This window comes from Cereibacter azotoformans (assembly GCF_021391315.1).
GTDB lineage: Bacteria > Pseudomonadota > Alphaproteobacteria > Rhodobacterales > Rhodobacteraceae > Cereibacter_A > Cereibacter_A azotoformans.
The window spans coordinates 2,011,612-2,027,677 of record NZ_CP090021.1 but is presented as its reverse complement, the minus strand read 5'-3'; the positions used below and the strand labels follow the sequence as shown (position 1 = coordinate 2,027,677).

Sequence of the window (16,066 nt, the reverse complement as noted above, 5' to 3'; positions counted from 1 at the left end):
GGGTGGAGCAATTGGCTCAGGCGGGCCACGAAACACTGGCCAGACTTCCGGCAAAGACGCACACTGAGCCGGGGAGAGGCGCCTTTGCGGCTCTCCGCCTCCGGATTGTGCGATGGGAGAACGATCCATGAGCCATCAACCATCAGGCCCGCGCTGCGCCGCACTGGTCGGCAGCTACACCTGCGGCAAGACGACCCTCTTCGAGGATCTGCTCTTTGCCGCGGGCGCCATCGACCGGCGCGGCGCTGTCAAGGACGGCAACACGGTGGGCGACGCCGCCCCCGAGGCGCGGGCACGCCAGATGAGCACCGAACTGTCGGTGGCCCATTTCGACTATCTCGGCGAGCCCTGGGCGCTGATCGACTGCCCCGGCTCGGTCGAGCTGACCCATGACGCGCAATGCGCCATGATGGTGGCCGACATCGTGGTGGTGGTCGCCGAGCCCATGCCCGAGCGGGCCGTCACGCTGTCGCCGATCCTGCGCTTTCTCGATGATCGCAACATCCCCCACCTTGTCTATGTGAACAAGATGGACCTGCCCGAGGCCACGGTGCGCGGCACGTTCGAGGCCCTGCAGGCGGTGTCGGCGCGCCCCCTCGTCCTGCGCGAGATCCCGATCCGCGACGCGGCGGGCAAGGTCACGGGAATGGTGGATCTGGTGTCCGAGCGCGCGTGGCGGTGGAACCCGCACAAGCCTTCGGATCTGGTGGCGCTGCCCGACGCGATGGCGGATGCCAGCGGCGAGGCGCGGACGGGGATGCTCGAGGCGCTGGCCGATTTCGACGACGGGCTGATGGCGGAACTGCTCGAGGATGTGGTGCCCTCGACCGACGAGATCTATGCCAACCTCACGCGGGATCTGCAGAAGGACCTGATCGTGCCCGTCTTCTTCGGCTCGGCCGAGAACGAGAACGGCATCCGGCGGCTGCTCAAGGCGCTGCGGCACGAGGCGCCGGGCGTGGAGGCCACGGCCGAGCGGCTGGGCATCGCCCCCGCAGGCACGATGGCGCAGGTCTTCAAGACGATCCATGCGGGCCAGTCGGGCAAGATGTCGATGGTGCGGATCTGGTCCGGCGAGGTCAGGGACGGGATCACGCTCGGGCAGGACCGGGTGGGGTCGGTCATGGCGCTGACGGGACGCCGCACCTCCGCGCGCGGCGCGGCCGGGCCGGGTGAGGTGGTGGCTCTGGGGCGGATGGCCTCGGCCGCGACGGGCGACCTGCTGACGGAAACGGGCGTGGCCGAGGCGGACTGGCCGGCGCCGCCCGCGCCGCTCCATGCGCTTGCGATCCGGGCCGAGAAGCAGGCCGACGAGGTGAAGCTCGCGGCGGCGCTCGCCCGGCTGGCCGAGGAGGATCCTTCGCTCGCGGCGGCCCATCAGGCCGAGACGGGTGAACTGGTGCTGAGCGGGCAGGGAGAGATGCAGCTTCAGATCGCCCTGTCGCGGATGAAGAACGAATATGGCCTGAGCGTCACCGCGTCGCGGCCCGCGGTGCCCTACCGCGAGACGATCACCAGGGCCACCTCGATCCACGCCCGGCACAAGAAGCAGTCGGGTGGACACGGGGAGTTCGCCGACATCCATCTCGAGATCCGGCCGCAGCCGCGCGGCGAGGGCTTTGCCTTCGACGACCGGATCACCGGCGGCGTCGTGCCGAAGAACTACATCCCGGCGGTGGAAAAGGGGGTGCAGTCCTACCTGGGCAAGGGGCCCCTCGGGCATCAGGTGGTCGATGTGGCCGTGACCCTGACCGACGGCAGCTACCATACGGTGGACAGTTCGGACATGGCCTTCCAGAAGGCCGCGCTGAAGGGGATGACCGAGGCGATGCCCTCGTGCGGGCCGGTGCTTCTGGAGCCGATCCTCGCGGTGGCGATCTCGGTCCCGTCGGAGTTCACGCCGCGGGTGCAGCGGATCGTGACCGGACGGCGGGGGCAGCTTCTGGGCTTTGACGCCAAGTCGGGCTGGCCGGGCTGGGACGAGGTGCAGGCGCTGATCCCGCAGGGCGAGATGGACGGGCTGATCGTCGAGATCCGCTCGCAGAGCCTGGGCGTCGGCACCTATGCCTGCCGGTTCGACCATCTGCAGGAGCTGCACGGCCGCGAGGCGGAACGGGCGCTGGCTGCGCAGGGCGCCTGAGGAAGGGGGGCTTTGCGCCCCCCGGTCTCCGCAGGCGGAGACCTCCCCCCGCAGGATATTTGCGCAGAGTGAAACTCAGGCGCGGCGCGCGAGATGAAGGACGAGCGCCCCGACCATCAGGAGCGCGGCCAGAAGGAACGGCGCGCCGGGCAGATGCAGCGGCGCGCCGTCCTGCGTGAAGGCGCGGAACGTGGCCGTCATCACGAGCGGTGAGGTGATCATCGCGACGGCATTGAGAGAGGCGAGCAGGCCCTGCAGCTCGCCCTGCGCATCGGCGGGCGTGCCGCGCGACAGGATGGATTGCAGCGCAGGCACCACGACGCCGCCCAATGCGGTCAGGGGGATGACGAGAAGCGCGCCGGTTCCCGAGGCCAGGAAGCCGAAGGCGGTCAGCGTGAGGATATCGACCCAGATGCCGAAGAGCGCCGTGCGATGCTCGCCGAGGCGGCGGATCGCGGGCCCGACCAGCGCCACCTGTCCCACGGCGAAGCTGATGCCGTAAAGCGCGAGCGAGGCGCCGACCATGGCCGCGCCCCAGCCGAAGGCGGCCTGGCCGTAGAAGGCCCAGACGGCCGGGTAGACGTTCATCGCGATCCCCAGGATCAGGAAGACCGCGAGCGGGCGGCGCAGCTCGGGCAGGCGCGCCACGGCCCGCAGCGCGCCGAGCGGGTTGGCGCGGGCGAGAGAGAAGGGGCGGCGGGTGGCGTCGGTCACCGTTTCGGGCAGGATGAGGCTGCCGAGGATGAGGTTCAGCACCGCCATCAGCGCCGCCGCATGGAAGGGCGCGCGCAGGTCGATCCCCGCCAGCAGGCCCCCCATGGCGGGGCCCAGCACGAAGCCGATCCCGAAGCCCGCGCCGATCAGGGCGAATCGCTTGGCGCGGTCCTCGGGCGGGGTCACGTCGGCGATGAAGGCCGAGGCCGTGGCGTAGGTGGCCGAGACGATCCCCGCCACGATCCGCGCGGCCAGCAGGATCGCCATGGTGGGGGCCAGCGCCATGGCGAGATAGGTGGCCGCCATGATGACGAGCGAGCCGAGCAGGATCGGCCGGCGCCCGAACCGGTCCGACAGGCTTCCGATGGTCGGGCCGAACAGGAACTGCATGACCGCGAAGGAGGCCGACAGGAGCCCTCCCCAGACCGCCGCGTCCGACAGGGGCTGGCCGGTGATCTCGAGGATCAGGTCCGGCATGACCGGAAAGATCAGCCCGATCCCGATCGCATCGAGCGTGACGGTGATCAGGATGAAGGCAAGGGCAAGCCGGGGCTTTTGCATGTCGCGTCCGCGGGGAAGGGCGGGCGGACCCTAGCCGGGGGTGGGGCGGCAGGAAAGCGGATTTGCCGCAACCGAGATGAGACGTTTTGCCAGAGCCTCGGGGCAGGACAGGAAGGGCGAATGGGCCGCGGGCAGGGTCGAGACCGTCCCCTCGGGCCAGCCTTCGGTCATGGCCTCCTGATGCTCGGGCGGGATGGCGCGATCCTCGAGGCAGCGGATGTAGTGCCGGGGCGTGGCGTGGTAGCGGGCGGTCAGCCGGATCGGCTCTTCCTGCGGAGCCGTGGGCTCGGGGACCAGGCGCGCGAGGGCGACGGCGCGCACCTCGGGCGGGCAGTCGTGGAAGAGGCGGTCGCCGGCAAGCGCGGGATCGAAGGAATAGGTGCGGCGATCCGGCGCCACCCGGATGGCGGGCCGCAGCGGCTGGCGCGTCTGCTCCCTGCGCAGGGACGCCACCGAGGCGCCATCGCGCGGCGCGTAGGCGCACAGGAAGATCAGCCGCTCGATCAGACCGGGCGGGGCGCGCTCGGCTGCGGCGGCGATGGGAAAGCCGCCGGCGGAATGGCCCACAAGGGTTACGGGCTCATGGATTTCCGCAAGGATCGCATCGGCATAGTGGCCAAGGCTCGGGTCCTGCATGAAGTGACGGGGCAGGTCGAGGGCGCGGGCCGTGTGGCCCCGGATCTCGAGCGCGCGGATCGTCTCGTCCCAGCACCAGGCGCCATAGCCCGAGCCGTGGACGAGCAGGAAGTCAGACATGGCCGATCGAGTGCAGGAACTCGGTCAGGAGCCGGGCCATCTCGGACGGCTTGTCGATCGAGGGCACATGGCCCGCGCCGCGGATGATCTCGAACCGGCTGCCCTTGATGAGTCCGGCCGTCTCGCGCACCAGGTCGGGCGGGGTCGAGCCGTCCTCGGAGCCGACGAGGACGAGGGTGGGCAGCGTGAGGCTCGCGGTCGTCGTGTAGAAGTCGGTTCCCGCAATGGCCGCGGCGCCGCCGGCGTAGCCGTCGGGATCGCCCGCCATGTAACGCTCGCGCCAGAGCTGGCCCTCGGGGCTCGCGCGGAAGGCGGGCGCGAACCAGCGTTTCATCGTCGGGTCGGCGAGGGATTCGAGCCCGTAGCTGCGCACCTGGGCGATCCGGTCCTGCCAGATCTCGGGCGTGCCGATCTTGGCCGCCGTGTCGCAGAGCACCAGCGCCCGGATCAGGTCGAGCCGCTTGACCGCGATCCCCTGGGCGATCATCCCGCCGATCGAGCAGCCGACAAAGACCGCATCCCGGATCGAGAGCGCCTCCATCAGCCGCTCGGCGTCGCGGATGAGCGCGCCCATCGCATAGGGCGGCTCGGGCGTCGAGGAGCCGCCGTGGCCGCGCAGGTCGTAGCGCACGAGCCGCAGGGACGGGGGCAGGAGGGGAAGGATATTGTCCCAGATCCGCAGGTCGGAGCCGAGTGCGTGGGCGAAGACGACGGGCGCGCCGGTCGGGTCGCCCTCCTCGCGGTAGTTCAGGTGAAGGTCGCCGAGTTCGAGGTCAGGCATCGGTGCGTTCCATCTGGCCGGGTGTGGGGCGGACGCGTCCCGAAGGCGCGGGGGAACGTTCCTCCCTCCACTTCGCGGCGTCAAGGCGCGACCGCCCACCGGCGCCAGGCATTTGGCGAAGCGCGAATTGCCGCCTCAGTCCGGGAACCGGGCGAGGGCGCGCGCGAAGACGGACGGATCGACATTGCCGCCCGATGCGACGCAGATCACCGCGTCCCCGGCGATGGCCTCGGGCCGGAACAGCGCGGCGGCCAGCGCCACGGCGCCCCCCGGCTCGAGCACGATCTTGAGGCGCAGGAAGGCCAGCGCCATGGCCTCGAGCGCCTCCTCGTCCGACACGGCAAGCCCCGGCCCGCACAGCCGCGCGAGGATGGGAAAGGTGATCTGCCCCGGTTCCGGCGTCACAATGGCATCGCAGATCGAGCCGGTGAGGGCGGCGTTGCGCCGGATCGCCCCCGCCGCGAGGCTGCGGGCGGTGTCGTCGAACCCCTCCGGCTCGGCGGGGCGGGCGCGCAGGCCGGGCGCATGGGCCTCGAGCGCCAGCGCGATCCCCGCGGCAAGGCCGCCGCCGCCGCAACAGGTGAGGACATCGGCCTGCGTCACGCCCTCCTCGGCGGCCTGCGCGGCGATCTCGAGGCCGGTGGTGCCTTGCCCCGCGATCACCAGCGGCTCGTCGAAGGGCCGGATGAGGGTGAGGCCGCGCTCTTCCGACAGGCTGAGGCCGATCGCGTCGCGGTCCTCGGTGGCGCGATCGTAGAGCACCACCTCGGCCCCCAGCGCGCGGGTGTTCTCGATCTTGAGCCGGGGCGCGTCCGCCGGCATCACGATCACCGCGGGCGCCCCGTGGCGCGCCGCCGCCAGCGCCACCCCCTGCGCATGGTTGCCCGAGGAGTAGGCGATCACCCCGCGCGCCCGCCGGCCGGGGTCGAGGGCCGAGACCGCCGACCAGGCGCCGCGGAACTTGAACGAGCCGGTGTGCTGAAGGCATTCGGCCTTCACCAGAACCCGCCGGCCCGCGATCGCATCGAGGAACGGGGACGAGAGCAGCGGCGTGCGCCGGGCATGGCCTGCGAGCCGTGCGGCCGCCGCTTCGATCATCGCGATGTCGGTCATGCCACGGCCCTCAGGAAGCCGCGGATCGCCGACAGGCTTTCAGGTTCGTCGAGGAAGGGGATGTGCGCCCGCCCGGGCACCTCGGCAAAGATCATGTCGGGACGTCGCCGCCGCATCTCGGCCACCGAGGTGGGCGACAGGAGGTCCGAGTTCGCGCCGCGGATCAGCGCGAGCGGCAGGGCGGCGCAGGCGTCGAACAGCGGCCAGAGATCGGCCGGCTCGCCCTCGAAGGCGGCGAGGAAGGCCTCGCGCAGCGTGGGGTCGTAGGTGATGCGCAGCCCGTCGGGCCCCTGACCGTAGTGCAGGCGCGCCTCGGCGAGCCAGCGGTCCGGGGGCACCTGCTCAAAGCCCGTCATCAGCCGGGGCAGGGCCTCGGCCAGATCCTCGTGGGTTGCGAAGGCGGGGTTGCGGCCGACATAGGCAAAGATCTTCTCGAGGCCCGCCCGCTCGATCTCGGGCCCGACGTCGTTGAGGCAGAGGCCGGTCAGGCGCTCCTTTGCGATGGCGGCGAGGAACATGCCGATCAGCCCGCCGCGCGAGGTGCCGAGGATGGCGACCTGCGCAAGCCCCAGATGGTCGAGCAACTCCAGCGCGTCGCGTGCCTCCTGCGGGACCGTATAGGTGGCGGCGCCGGTCCAGTCCGACGCGCCGCGCCCGCGATAGTCCGGCCGGATCAGCCGGACCCCCGGCAGGTGGGGCGCGACATGGTCGAAGTCCGCCCCCGTCCGTGTCAGGCCTGGAAGGCAGAGCAGCGGCAGCCCCTCGCCCTCGTCGGTGAAGGCAAGGCGGGCACCGTCGCTTGCGGTGAAGAACTGGGGCATGCAGAGGCTCTCCTGACAGTCGGCGGGAGCCTCGCACAGGTTCGGGCGAGGGAAAAGCCCGGGCGTGCCCTCGCGCGGGCGAGACCCTGTGCCGTCGGGTCAGCCGACGACCCTGCCGAAGGGTGAGCTTGCCGCGAGGGCCATTGCGCCCTAAACCACGGCCCGACAAGAGGAGGACGGGACGCATGGCACGAAGACCCACCACCCAGCTCGAGGACCGTCCGACGTCACGGAGTATGGGCGCGCTGCGGGGCCTCGTTCCGTTCCTCGCCCCCTACCGAAAGCTGACCCTTGGGGCCATCGGGGCGCTGATCCTCACCGCGATCATCAGCCTGATCCTTCCGGTAACGGTCCGGCGCGTGGTCGATGGCTTCATGGAGAACAACGCCGAACTGCTCGACCAGTATTTCGCCGCGGCGCTGCTGATTGCGGCCGCGCTCGCGGCGGGCACGGGCCTGCGCTACTACCTCGTGACGCGGCTTGGCGAGCGGGTCGTGGCCGACATGCGCCGCGCGCTCTTCGACCGGATGATGGGCATGAGCCCCGCCTTCTTCGAGCGGATCATGACGGGCGAGGTGCTTTCGCGGTTGACGACGGACACGACGCTGATCCTGTCGGTGATCGGCTCGTCGATCTCGGTCGCGCTGCGCAACCTGCTGATCCTGATCGGCGGCATGATCCTGCTGCTCTTCACCTCGACGAAACTGAGCGGGCTGGTGCTGCTGCTGGTGCCGCTCGTGGTGGTGCCGATCGTGATCCTCGGCCGCAAGCTCCGCCGCCTCTCGCGCGAGAACCAGGACTGGATCGCGCAAAGCTCGGGCAACGCCTCCGAGGCGCTGCTGTCGGTCCAGACTGTGCAGGCCTTCACGCACGAGCGCCAGTCTCGCGCCTTCTTCGGCGACGTGACCGAGAAATCCTTCCTCTCGGCCAAGGAGCGGATCGGAACGCGGGCGATCATGACGGTGATCGTGATCTTCCTCGTCTTCACGGGCATCGTGGGGGTGCTCTGGGTCGGCGCGCGCGACGTGCGCGCGGGCGAGATGACGCCGGGCGAGATGGTGCAGTTCCTGATCTACGCGGTGATGGTCGCAGGCTCCGTCGGCGCCCTGTCCGAGATCTGGAGCGAGCTGCAGCGCGCCGCGGGCGCGACCGAGCGGCTGAACGAGTTGCTGACGGCCGAGGATCCGGTGCAGGATCCGGCCGAGCCGGTGACGCTGCCGCGGCCCGTGAAGGGCGAGATCCGCTTCGAGGGGGTGCGCTTCCGCTATCCGGCGCGCCCCGAGGTTTCGGCGCTGGACGGCGTCGATCTCGAGGTGCGGCCGGGCGAGACGGTGGCGCTGGTTGGCCCGTCGGGTGCGGGCAAGACCACCATCCTCCAGCTTCTGCTGCGCTTCTACGATCCGCAGCAGGGCACGGTGCGGATCGACGGGATCGACCTGCGCGACATGGCCCGCGACGATTTCCGCCGCGCCATTGCGCTCGTGCCGCAGGATCCGGTGATCTTCGCCACCTCGGCGCGCGAGAACATCCGCTTCGGCCGGCCCGACGCCACGGACGCCGAGGTGGAGGCGGCCGCCCGCGCCGCCGCCGCGCATGATTTCCTGAGCCTGCTGCCGCAGGGCTACGACACCTATGTGGGCGAGCGCGGCGTGATGCTCTCGGGCGGGCAGAAGCAGCGCGTGGCGCTGGCGCGGGCGATCCTGCGGGGGGCCAAGATCCTGCTGCTGGACGAGGCCACTTCGGCCCTCGATGCCGAGAGCGAGCGGGCCGTGCAGACGGCCGTGGAGGCGATGGCGCACGACCGCACGACGCTGGTCGTGGCCCATCGGCTCGCCACGGTGAAGCGTGCGGACCGGATCGTGGTCTTCGATCACGGGCGTATCGTGGCCACCGGAACCCACGATGCGCTGGTGGCCGAGGGCGGTCTCTATGCCCGGCTCGCGCGCCTCCAGTTCACGGACGGCACCGTCTGACGTTGCGTTTGTCGCGGACAGTTGCCTTGCCGTCCGCGGCAAAACACCCCATCGTTCCTCGCAAAGACGGGGTTTCCGAAGAACGGGAACCGGGAGGAGGAAAATATGGGGAGTTTCGCCTGCGCCGCCGACCTGAAGGCGATCGAGGCTGAAGGGGCATGGGCGGATCTCGACAATCCGCGCACGATGCACCGCTTTCTGGGCCGCGCGGCGGCCGAGCATGGCGACCGCCCGGCGGTCAGCTTCCAGCTTCTCTCGGCCCCCAAGAGCCGGGCCGAGACGCTGACATGGAGCCAGCTTCACCGGCAGGTCACGCAGGCCGCCAACCTGTTCCGCAGCCTCGGCGTGGGGCCGCGCGACGTGGTGGCCTTCGTGCTGCCCAACTGCACCGAGACCGTGGTGACGCTGCTCGGGGGGGCTGTGGCGGGGATCGTGAACCCGATCAACCCGCTGCTCGAGCCCGACCAGATCGCCTCGATCCTGCGCGAGACGAAGGCGCGGGTGGTCGTGACGCTGCGGGCCTTTCCCAAGACGGATGTGGCGCAGAAGGTGGCCGAGGCGGTGCGCCACGCGCCCGAGGTGCGGGCCGTCCTCGAGGTGGATCTGCTGCGCTACCTCGGCCCGCCCAAGAGCCTCATCGTGCCGCTGATCCGGCCGAAGGTGAAGCCCGGCCACCACGCCCGCGTCCTGTCCTTCGCCGCCGAGCTGGCCCGGCAGCCCGCGACGCTCGGCTTTCCCGACCCCGAGGACGACCGTGTGGCGGCCTATTTCCACACCGGCGGCACCACGGGGATGCCGAAGGTCGCCCAGCACAAGGTGTCGGGCATGATCTACAACGGCTGGTGCGGCAAGCGGCTGCTGTTCCGGCCATCCGACACGGTGATGTGCCCGCTGCCGCTGTTCCATGTCTTTGCGGCCTATCCGATCCTCATGTCGATGATCGCAAGCGGCGCGCAGGTGGTCTTTCCCACCCCCGCGGGCTACCGGGGCGAAGGGGTCTTCGACAACCTGTGGAAGTTGATCGAGCGGTGGCGCTGCACCTATCTCGTGACCGTGCCCACCGCGCTTGCCGCCCTGATGCAGCGGCCCATCGATGCCGATGTGAGCACGCTGCGCGGCGCCTTCTCGGGGTCGGCGCCGCTGCCTGTGGAGCTGTTCAACCGGTTCGAGAAGGCCACCGGCGTGCAGATCGTCGAGGGCTACGGGCTGACCGAATGCACCTGCCTCGTCTCGGTGAACCCGCCCGAGGGGTCCAAGAAGATCGGCTCGGTCGGGCTGCCCTTCCCGCACACCCATGTCCGCATCCTCCATTCCAACGGCAACGGCCATGTGCTGAGGGAATGCGGCGTGGATGAGGTGGGCGAGATCTGCGTGGCCAACCCCGGCGTCTTCGAAGGCTCGACCTACACCGAGGAGGACAAGAACCACGGCCTCTTCGCCGAGGATCGCTTCCTGCGCACGGGCGATCTCGGGCGCATCGACTCGGAAGGGTATCTCTACATCACGGGGCGGGCGAAGGATCTGATCATCCGCGGCGGCCACAACATCGACCCGGCGGGGATCGAGGCCGCGCTGATGTCGCATCCGGCCGTCAGTTTCGTGGGCGCGATCGGCCAGCCCGACGCCTTCGCGGGCGAGCTGCCCTGCGCCTATGTCGAACTCGTCAAGGATGCCGATGTGGAGGCGTCCGAGCTGCTCGAACATGCCCGCGCCCACATCCACGAGCGGGCGGCGGTGCCCAAGCATATCGAGATCCTGCCCGAGCTGCCGAAGACCGCGGTGGGCAAGGTCTTCAAGCCCGACCTCCGCAGGCTGGCCATCGCGCGGGTGTACAATGCGGCGCTCGAGGCTGCGGACCTGCCCGCGCGGGTGGCCGATGTGGTCGAGGACCGAAAGCGCGGCCTCGTGGCCCGGCTGGAGCGGACGGGCGAGGTTGACGAGGAGCGTCTGTCGCACGTTCTCGGTGAATATACCCGTCCCTGGGACTGGGCGTGAGCGCGCAATCGTTCCCTCCGGCTGAACCCGAGACGGGCGGGGCGGATGCGGCGGGGGCCGAGCCCGCCCGCGGCCTCGCCGGGGTTCCGGCCCGGAGCGCCGGTCAATTCTCGCGCTGGGCCGTGTCCATCCAGATCGTGACCGGGCCGTCGTTCAGCAGGCTCACCTTCATGTCGGCGCCAAAAAGCCCCTTGGCGGTGGGCACGCCCTCGGCCTGCATCCGCGCCGCGAAATGATCGTAGAGCCGCTCGCCCTCGGCGGGCGGGGCGGCGGTCGAGAAGCCGGGGCGGTTCCCGCGGCTGGTGTCGGCGGCCAGCGTGAACTGGCTGACCACGAGGGCCGATCCCCCGATGTCACGGACCGAGCGGTTCATCTTGCCCGCCTCGTCCTTGAAGATCCGCAGTTTCGCGATCCGGGCCGCCAGCGCGTCGGCCTGTGCCTCGCCGTCGCCCTGCATGGCGCAGACAAGGATCAGGAGGCCGGGGCCGATCGCGCCGATCGTCTCGCCCTCGACCACCACCGAGGCGTCGCGCACCCGCTGGATCAGCGCCCGCATCAGAGCTCGTCCGCCCAGGGCGGATTGGCGCCCGGACGCGACACGGTGACGGCGGCCGCCCGCGTGCCGAGCGACAGGGCCGCGTCGAGAACTTCGTCGGGCAGGGACGCCACCGAAGCCTTCGACAGCGCGCCCGCCTCGTGCAGGGCGGCAAGGATGCCGGCGTTGAACGTGTCGCCCGCCCCCACCGTATCGGCCACCGCCACCGGGGTCGCCGGGCAGAACCGCTCCTGAGTGGCCGTGATCGCATGCGCCCCGCGGGCGCCCTCGGTGATCAGGACAAGCCGCGGACCACGCGCGAGCAGCGCCCGTGCAAGGGCCGGGATCTCGCCCGGCCCTTCGAGCCAGTGCAGATCCTCGTCGGACAGCTTGACGATGTCGGCCAGGGCGATCATCCGGCCGATCCGCGCGCGGTAGGCCGAGGGGTCGGTGATGAAGCCCGGACGGATGTTCGGATCCAGCATCGTGACCCGCGCCCCCGCCTCGCGCGCCATCAGCGCCTCGTAGGTGGCGGCCGCGGGCTCGTTCACAAGCGAGATGCCTCCGAAGAAGAGCGTGCTCACGCTGTCGGGCAGGGCGGGCAGGTCGGTCGGGGCCAGCAGTCGCCCGGCGGTGTTCTCGTCGTAGAAGGCGTAAGTCGCCTGCCCGTTCACCAGCCGCACGAAGGCCAGCGTGGTGGGCCTGTCCGAACGGGCGCAGAGCGCGCTGTCCACCTGGCTTGCGGCCAGCGTGTCGGCCAGCTGCGTCCCGAAGAGGTCGGTCGAGAGGCCCGAGAAGAAGCCCGCCGGGGCCCCGACGCGCCCCAGCGCGATCGCCGTGTTGAAGACCGCGCCGCCGGCGTAGGGTGCAAAGGCCTGTTCCCCCGCCGCTGTCTCGCGCGGCAGCATGTCGATCAGGGCCTCGCCGCAGCAGAGGATCATGGGCGTCTCCCGTCAGCGGGTGAAGAAGGGGGCCAGATTGGCGCGGATGCGGTCGAGCGGCGTGGCGCCCGACAGGTCCGGCTCGAACGGCCGGCCGGTGATGGTCTCGAAGGCCTCGACATAGACGTCGGAGGTGCGCCGGATCATCTCGTCGGGGATCTCGGGGATCGCATCGCGATAGGGGTCGCAACGGGCGGCGACCCAGGCGCGGATCACGTCCTTGTCGAACGAGGGCGGGCGAGAGCCGTCGCGGAAGGCCTCGTCATAGCCCGAGGCGATCCAGTAGCGGCTGGAGTCCGGCGTGTGGATCTCGTCGGCGATCAGGATGCGGCCCTCGTCGTCGAGCCCGAACTCGTACTTGGTGTCCACGAGGATCAGCCCGCGCTCCGCCGCCATCTTCTGGCCGCGCGCGAAGAGGGCGAGCGCATGGGCCGAGACCTCGTCCCATTGCGCGGCGCTCAGCAACCCTTGCGCGACGATCTCGGAGGCGGTCAGCGGCTCGTCATGGCCGCCGTCGAAGGCTTTTGAGGTGGGGGTGATGATGGGCTGAGGCAGGGCCTCGTTGTCGCGCAGCCCGTCGGGCAGGCGATGGCCATACATCTCGCGCGCGCCCTTTTTGTAGAGCGTCAGGACCGAGGTGCCGGTGGTGCCCGCGAGATAGCCGCGCACCACGATCTCGACCGGCAGGATCGTCACCCGCTTGGCCAGCACCACGTTCGGATCGGGATAGGAGATCACATGGTTGGGGCAGATGTCGGCGGTCGCGTCGAACCAGAAGCGCGCGGTCTGGGTCAGGACCTGGCCCTTGAAGGGGATCGCGGCGAGGATGCGGTCGAAGGCCGAGATCCGGTCGGACGAGATCAGAAGCCTTCGCCCGTCGGGCAGGTCGTAGCAGTCGCGGACCTTGCCGTAATAGGGGTTCGGAAGCTCGGGGATATGCGCCTCGGGGAGGACGCGGGAGAGGTCGGGCATGGGGCCTCCGTGACTGGTTCCGGCTCTATCGGCCCGGCGGTTGCGGCTGTCAACCTTGGAGGGGCGATCTCCGCCGTCAGGCGTGGCCCTTCCGGCGGTCAACCCGCCACCGCGGCGAAGCCCGCGGCCAGCAGGGCGTAGCGGGCGGCCTTGCCGATCCCCACGAGGATCAGGAAGGGCCAGAAGCCCACCTTGAGCGCGCCGGCCGCCACGGTCAGCGGATCGCCCACCACCGGCACCCAGGCGAACAGGAGCGACCAGAGCCCCCAGCGCCGATAGCCCCGCTGCGCCCGTTCGAGCGCCGCCTCGGACACGGGAAACCAGCGGCGGTCGCGGAACCGGATCAGGAAACGGCCGAGCGCCCAGTTCACCAGAGATCCGGCGAGGTTGCCTGCGGTTGCAACGGCCACGAGGGGCCCGGCGGCATGACCGGCGGCCAGGAGGGTGAGCAGCAGCGCCTCGGACGAACCGGGCAGCAGCGTGGCCGAAGCGAAGGCGCTGAGCGCGAGGAGGGCTGCGGCGGGCAGATCGTCCACGGGTCAGCGCATCTGCGTGATGAGGGCGGCGATTCCGGCCGCGATCAGTGCGAGCAGAACGGCAAAGGCGATCTTCCACGCCGACCACGGCCGCTCGCCCTGCACACGGCCGGTCTGGCCATTGACCACGAAGCGGTAGCTCTTGCCGTTGTAGCGGTAGGCGGCCATCCAGACCGGCAGAAGCACATGCTTGAAGCTCTCGCGGTCGTAGCTTGTCTCGACCCGGCCGATGCGCTGTTCGTCGCCGCCGATGGCGCGGGCGACATCGCCCCGGATGGTGCGCGCCATGATCTCCTGCCCGCGCTGCCACCCTGCGGGCAGGTCCACCGTATAGCCCTCCGCGGTGAAGCCCGCGAGCCAGTCGGGCCGGTAGGGGGTCAGTGCCGACAGGTCCCACGGCTCGAGCGCCTCGGTGTAGCGGTGCGGCAGGCTTTGCGAGGCCAGCACCAGCACATCGTCGAAGTCGCGCGCCACGCGGCCCGACACGGGCGTCCAGCGGATCTGGCGCACCTGCTGGGTCCGGCGTTGCGGGCGGCCGTCCACCTGGACCGTGACGGTGCGGGTCGTGTAGTAGGCGTCGCCCCGCTGGCCGGTGTAGCGGCTGCGGGTGGCGGCGTCGAAGGTCCAGTAGGGGACGTAGATGCCCGACAGCGCGCGCCCCTTGCGGGCATATTGCACAAGGCCGTTGGGCGCGAACCAGAGCCGGCCGAGCCAGTCCACCATCGCCTGCCGCGCCTCGCGTTCGGTCAGGCGGAAGGGGATCACCGCCTGCGGCTTGATCAGCCGCGTCTCGCCGGTGCCCACCACGACCGGCGTGGCGCAGAAGGGGCATTCGGTGGCATGGATCGCGCCCTGAAACTCGACCAGCGCCCCGCAGGAGGGGCAGGGCGTGGTGCGCACCCGCTCGCAGGCCGAGGCGGGCAGCCGGTCGTCCAGCGCGGCCCGCAGGTCAAGCTCGCCCATGCCGCGACGGTCGGCGGGGGCGGTCTCGGGGATATCCTGCACATGGCCGCAATGGTCGCAGACCAGCCGCGTCTGTCCCGGCGCAAAGCGGAGATCGGCCCCGCAGCTTTCGCAGGGCCAGTGCCGCACGTCCTGCACCTCAGGCCCCCGGCGGCAGGGGCGGCGGCATGTGCGCGAAGAGCCCGGCGAGTGCGGGAACCTCGCCCGCGGGTTGCCAGCCTTCCTGTCCCGGCGTCCAGACGAGCGTCGCGCGCGTCAGGGTGCCCGCCGAGACGCGGGCGGCCAGATCGGCGCGGGCGAGGGGGCCTTCGGACTGGCCGTTGGCCGCCACGTGCCAGACCGGCTCGGCCGGCGGTGGGGGCGGAGGTGGCGCGGCCTGCGCAGCCGCCTCGGGGGCGGCGCCCCAGGGGCCCATGCGCTGCGCCATCCCGAGGCCCATGGCCGCCCCCATGCCGCTCGCCACCGCGGCGCCCGCGGCCGAGTTGGGCGCCGACAGGGCCTCGGCCGCGCTGTATTGCGTGAACCGGCCGAGATCGCCCACGATGCCCATGGAGGTGCGCTTGTCGAGCGCCTTCTCGACCTCCTGCGGCAGCGAGATGTTCTCGATGTAGAGTTCGGGGATCGAGAGCCCGTAGGCCGCCACGGTGGGCGCGATGGCCTGCGCCACCAGCTTGCCCAGATCGGCCGTGTTGGCCGCCATGTCGAGGACGGGGATGGTCGAGGCCGCCAGCGCGCGGCCCATCTCCTGCACGATCACGTTGCGGATCTGGAAGCTGATCTCGTCGGCGGTGAACTCGCCGTCGGTGCCCACGATCTCGGTCATGAAGCGGCCGGGATCGGTCACGCGCATCGAATAGGTGCCGAAGGCGCGCAGGCGCACCGGGCCGAACTCGGGGTCGCGGCAGATGATCGGGTTCTTCGTGCCCCACTTCTGGTTGTTGAAGCGGGTGGTGTTGACGAAATAGACCTCGGACTTGAAGGGCGAGCGGAAGCCGTGGTCCCAGTGCTGCAGCGTGGTCAGGATCGGCAGGTTGTTGGTCTCGAGCATGTAGAGACCGGGGCCGAAGACATCGGCGAGCTGCCCCTCGTGGATGAAGACGCCGGCCTGTCCCTCGCGCACGGTCAGCTTGGCGCCATACTTGATCGCATGGCCCTGCCGCTCGAAGCGCCAGACCATCGTGTCGCGCGTGTCATCGACCCAGTGGATGACGTCGATGAACTCTCCGCCGAGGAAATCGAAGATCGGCATGGCTCTCCCTCTTGTG

General features: G+C 70.5%; 14 protein-coding genes. 3 read left to right on the top strand and 11 right to left on the bottom strand.

Annotated features, from left to right (window positions below; translation table 11 throughout):
• The first annotated feature begins 127 nt into the window (after positions 1–127).
• Positions 128–2,140 carry an elongation factor G gene (locus LV780_RS10150; RefSeq protein ID WP_108220365.1) on the top strand — a complete coding sequence of 671 codons (2,013 nt, stop codon included), beginning with the start codon at positions 128–130 and terminating at the stop codon, positions 2,138–2,140.
• A 75-nt stretch (positions 2,141–2,215) separates the two neighbouring features.
• Here LV780_RS10150 and LV780_RS10145 read toward each other — a convergent pair whose 3' ends face one another.
• From LV780_RS10145 to LV780_RS10125, 5 genes are all read right to left on the bottom strand, one after another.
• Positions 2,216–3,415 (bottom strand): TCR/Tet family MFS transporter, encoded by a 1,200-nt coding sequence (locus tag LV780_RS10145; RefSeq protein WP_011909208.1) that lies wholly within the window; start codon positions 3,413–3,415, stop codon positions 2,216–2,218.
• 30 nt (positions 3,416–3,445) lie between these two features.
• On the bottom strand, positions 3,446–4,171 hold the full coding sequence (locus tag LV780_RS10140; RefSeq protein ID WP_108220366.1) for an alpha/beta fold hydrolase: 726 nt from the start codon (positions 4,169–4,171) through the stop codon (positions 3,446–3,448).
• Positions 4,164–4,952 (bottom strand): 3-oxoadipate enol-lactonase, encoded by a 789-nt coding sequence (pcaD, locus tag LV780_RS10135; protein WP_108220367.1) that lies wholly within the window; start codon positions 4,950–4,952, stop codon positions 4,164–4,166. Before pcaD ends, LV780_RS10140 begins: the two co-directional genes overlap by 8 nt.
• A 135-nt stretch (positions 4,953–5,087) precedes the next feature.
• Positions 5,088–6,065 carry a threonine ammonia-lyase gene (locus tag LV780_RS10130; protein ID WP_108220368.1) on the bottom strand — a complete coding sequence of 326 codons (978 nt, stop codon included), beginning with the start codon at positions 6,063–6,065 and terminating at the stop codon, positions 5,088–5,090.
• Positions 6,062–6,886: an alpha/beta fold hydrolase gene (locus LV780_RS10125; RefSeq protein WP_108220369.1), complete on the bottom strand. Its 825-nt coding sequence runs from the start codon at positions 6,884–6,886 to the stop codon at positions 6,062–6,064. Before LV780_RS10125 ends, LV780_RS10130 begins: the two co-directional genes overlap by 4 nt.
• A gap of 185 nt (positions 6,887–7,071) precedes the next feature.
• Here LV780_RS10125 and LV780_RS10120 point away from each other — a divergent pair, with 185 nt between their 5' ends.
• Together LV780_RS10120 and LV780_RS10115 are read left to right on the top strand one after the other, a co-directional pair.
• A complete protein-coding gene (locus LV780_RS10120) occupies positions 7,072–8,859 on the top strand; it encodes an ABC transporter transmembrane domain-containing protein (protein WP_011909203.1) in 1,788 nt (595 codons plus the stop codon).
• Between the two features lie 105 nt (positions 8,860–8,964).
• Entirely contained in the window at positions 8,965–10,854 is a 1,890-nt protein-coding gene (locus LV780_RS10115) for an acyl-CoA synthetase (protein WP_108220370.1), read from the top strand.
• Between the two features lie 103 nt (positions 10,855–10,957).
• Here LV780_RS10115 and dtd read toward each other — a convergent pair whose 3' ends face one another.
• The 6 genes from dtd to LV780_RS10085 form a co-directional block, all read right to left on the bottom strand.
• Entirely contained in the window at positions 10,958–11,410 is a 453-nt protein-coding gene (gene dtd, locus LV780_RS10110) for a D-aminoacyl-tRNA deacylase (RefSeq protein ID WP_108220371.1), read from the bottom strand.
• Positions 11,410–12,330 (bottom strand): carbohydrate kinase family protein, encoded by a 921-nt coding sequence (locus tag LV780_RS10105; protein WP_108220372.1) that lies wholly within the window; start codon positions 12,328–12,330, stop codon positions 11,410–11,412. Before LV780_RS10105 ends, dtd begins: the two co-directional genes overlap by 1 nt.
• A 12-nt stretch (positions 12,331–12,342) precedes the next feature.
• Positions 12,343–13,302: a phosphoribosylaminoimidazolesuccinocarboxamide synthase gene (locus LV780_RS10100; RefSeq protein ID WP_101340956.1), complete on the bottom strand. Its 960-nt coding sequence runs from the start codon at positions 13,300–13,302 to the stop codon at positions 12,343–12,345.
• A gap of 98 nt (positions 13,303–13,400) precedes the next feature.
• Entirely contained in the window at positions 13,401–13,838 is a 438-nt protein-coding gene (locus tag LV780_RS10095) for a YqaA family protein (RefSeq protein WP_108220373.1), read from the bottom strand.
• A gap of 3 nt (positions 13,839–13,841) precedes the next feature.
• Complete coding sequence (locus LV780_RS10090; RefSeq protein WP_108220374.1) at positions 13,842–14,939, bottom strand: primosomal protein N' (replication factor Y) - superfamily II helicase; 1,098 nt, start codon at positions 14,937–14,939, stop codon at positions 13,842–13,844.
• Between the two features lies 1 nt (position 14,940).
• On the bottom strand, positions 14,941–16,050 hold the full coding sequence (locus tag LV780_RS10085) for an SPFH domain-containing protein (RefSeq protein ID WP_108220375.1): 1,110 nt from the start codon (positions 16,048–16,050) through the stop codon (positions 14,941–14,943).
• Positions 16,051–16,066: the final 16 nt, after the last annotated feature.

Excerpts from the sequence above, each read along its gene's own strand:
- LV780_RS10150 (WP_108220365.1), top strand. The coding sequence starts at position 128 with ATGAGCCATCAACCATCAGGCCCGCGCTGCGCCGCACTGGTCGGCAGC.
- LV780_RS10145 (WP_011909208.1), bottom strand. The coding sequence starts at position 3,415 with ATGCAAAAGCCCCGGCTTGCCCTTGCCTTCATCCTGATCACCGTCACG.
- LV780_RS10140 (WP_108220366.1), bottom strand. The coding sequence starts at position 4,171 with ATGTCTGACTTCCTGCTCGTCCACGGCTCGGGCTATGGCGCCTGGTGC.
- pcaD (WP_108220367.1), bottom strand. The coding sequence starts at position 4,952 with ATGCCTGACCTCGAACTCGGCGACCTTCACCTGAACTACCGCGAGGAG.
- LV780_RS10130 (WP_108220368.1), bottom strand. The coding sequence starts at position 6,065 with ATGACCGACATCGCGATGATCGAAGCGGCGGCCGCACGGCTCGCAGGC.
- LV780_RS10125 (WP_108220369.1), bottom strand. The coding sequence starts at position 6,886 with ATGCCCCAGTTCTTCACCGCAAGCGACGGTGCCCGCCTTGCCTTCACC.
- LV780_RS10120 (WP_011909203.1), top strand. The coding sequence starts at position 7,072 with ATGGCACGAAGACCCACCACCCAGCTCGAGGACCGTCCGACGTCACGG.
- LV780_RS10115 (WP_108220370.1), top strand. The coding sequence starts at position 8,965 with ATGGGGAGTTTCGCCTGCGCCGCCGACCTGAAGGCGATCGAGGCTGAA.
- dtd (WP_108220371.1), bottom strand. The coding sequence starts at position 11,410 with ATGCGGGCGCTGATCCAGCGGGTGCGCGACGCCTCGGTGGTGGTCGAG.
- LV780_RS10105 (WP_108220372.1), bottom strand. The coding sequence starts at position 12,330 with ATGATCCTCTGCTGCGGCGAGGCCCTGATCGACATGCTGCCGCGCGAG.
- LV780_RS10100 (WP_101340956.1), bottom strand. The coding sequence starts at position 13,302 with ATGCCCGACCTCTCCCGCGTCCTCCCCGAGGCGCATATCCCCGAGCTT.
- LV780_RS10085 (WP_108220375.1), bottom strand. The coding sequence starts at position 16,050 with ATGCCGATCTTCGATTTCCTCGGCGGAGAGTTCATCGACGTCATCCAC.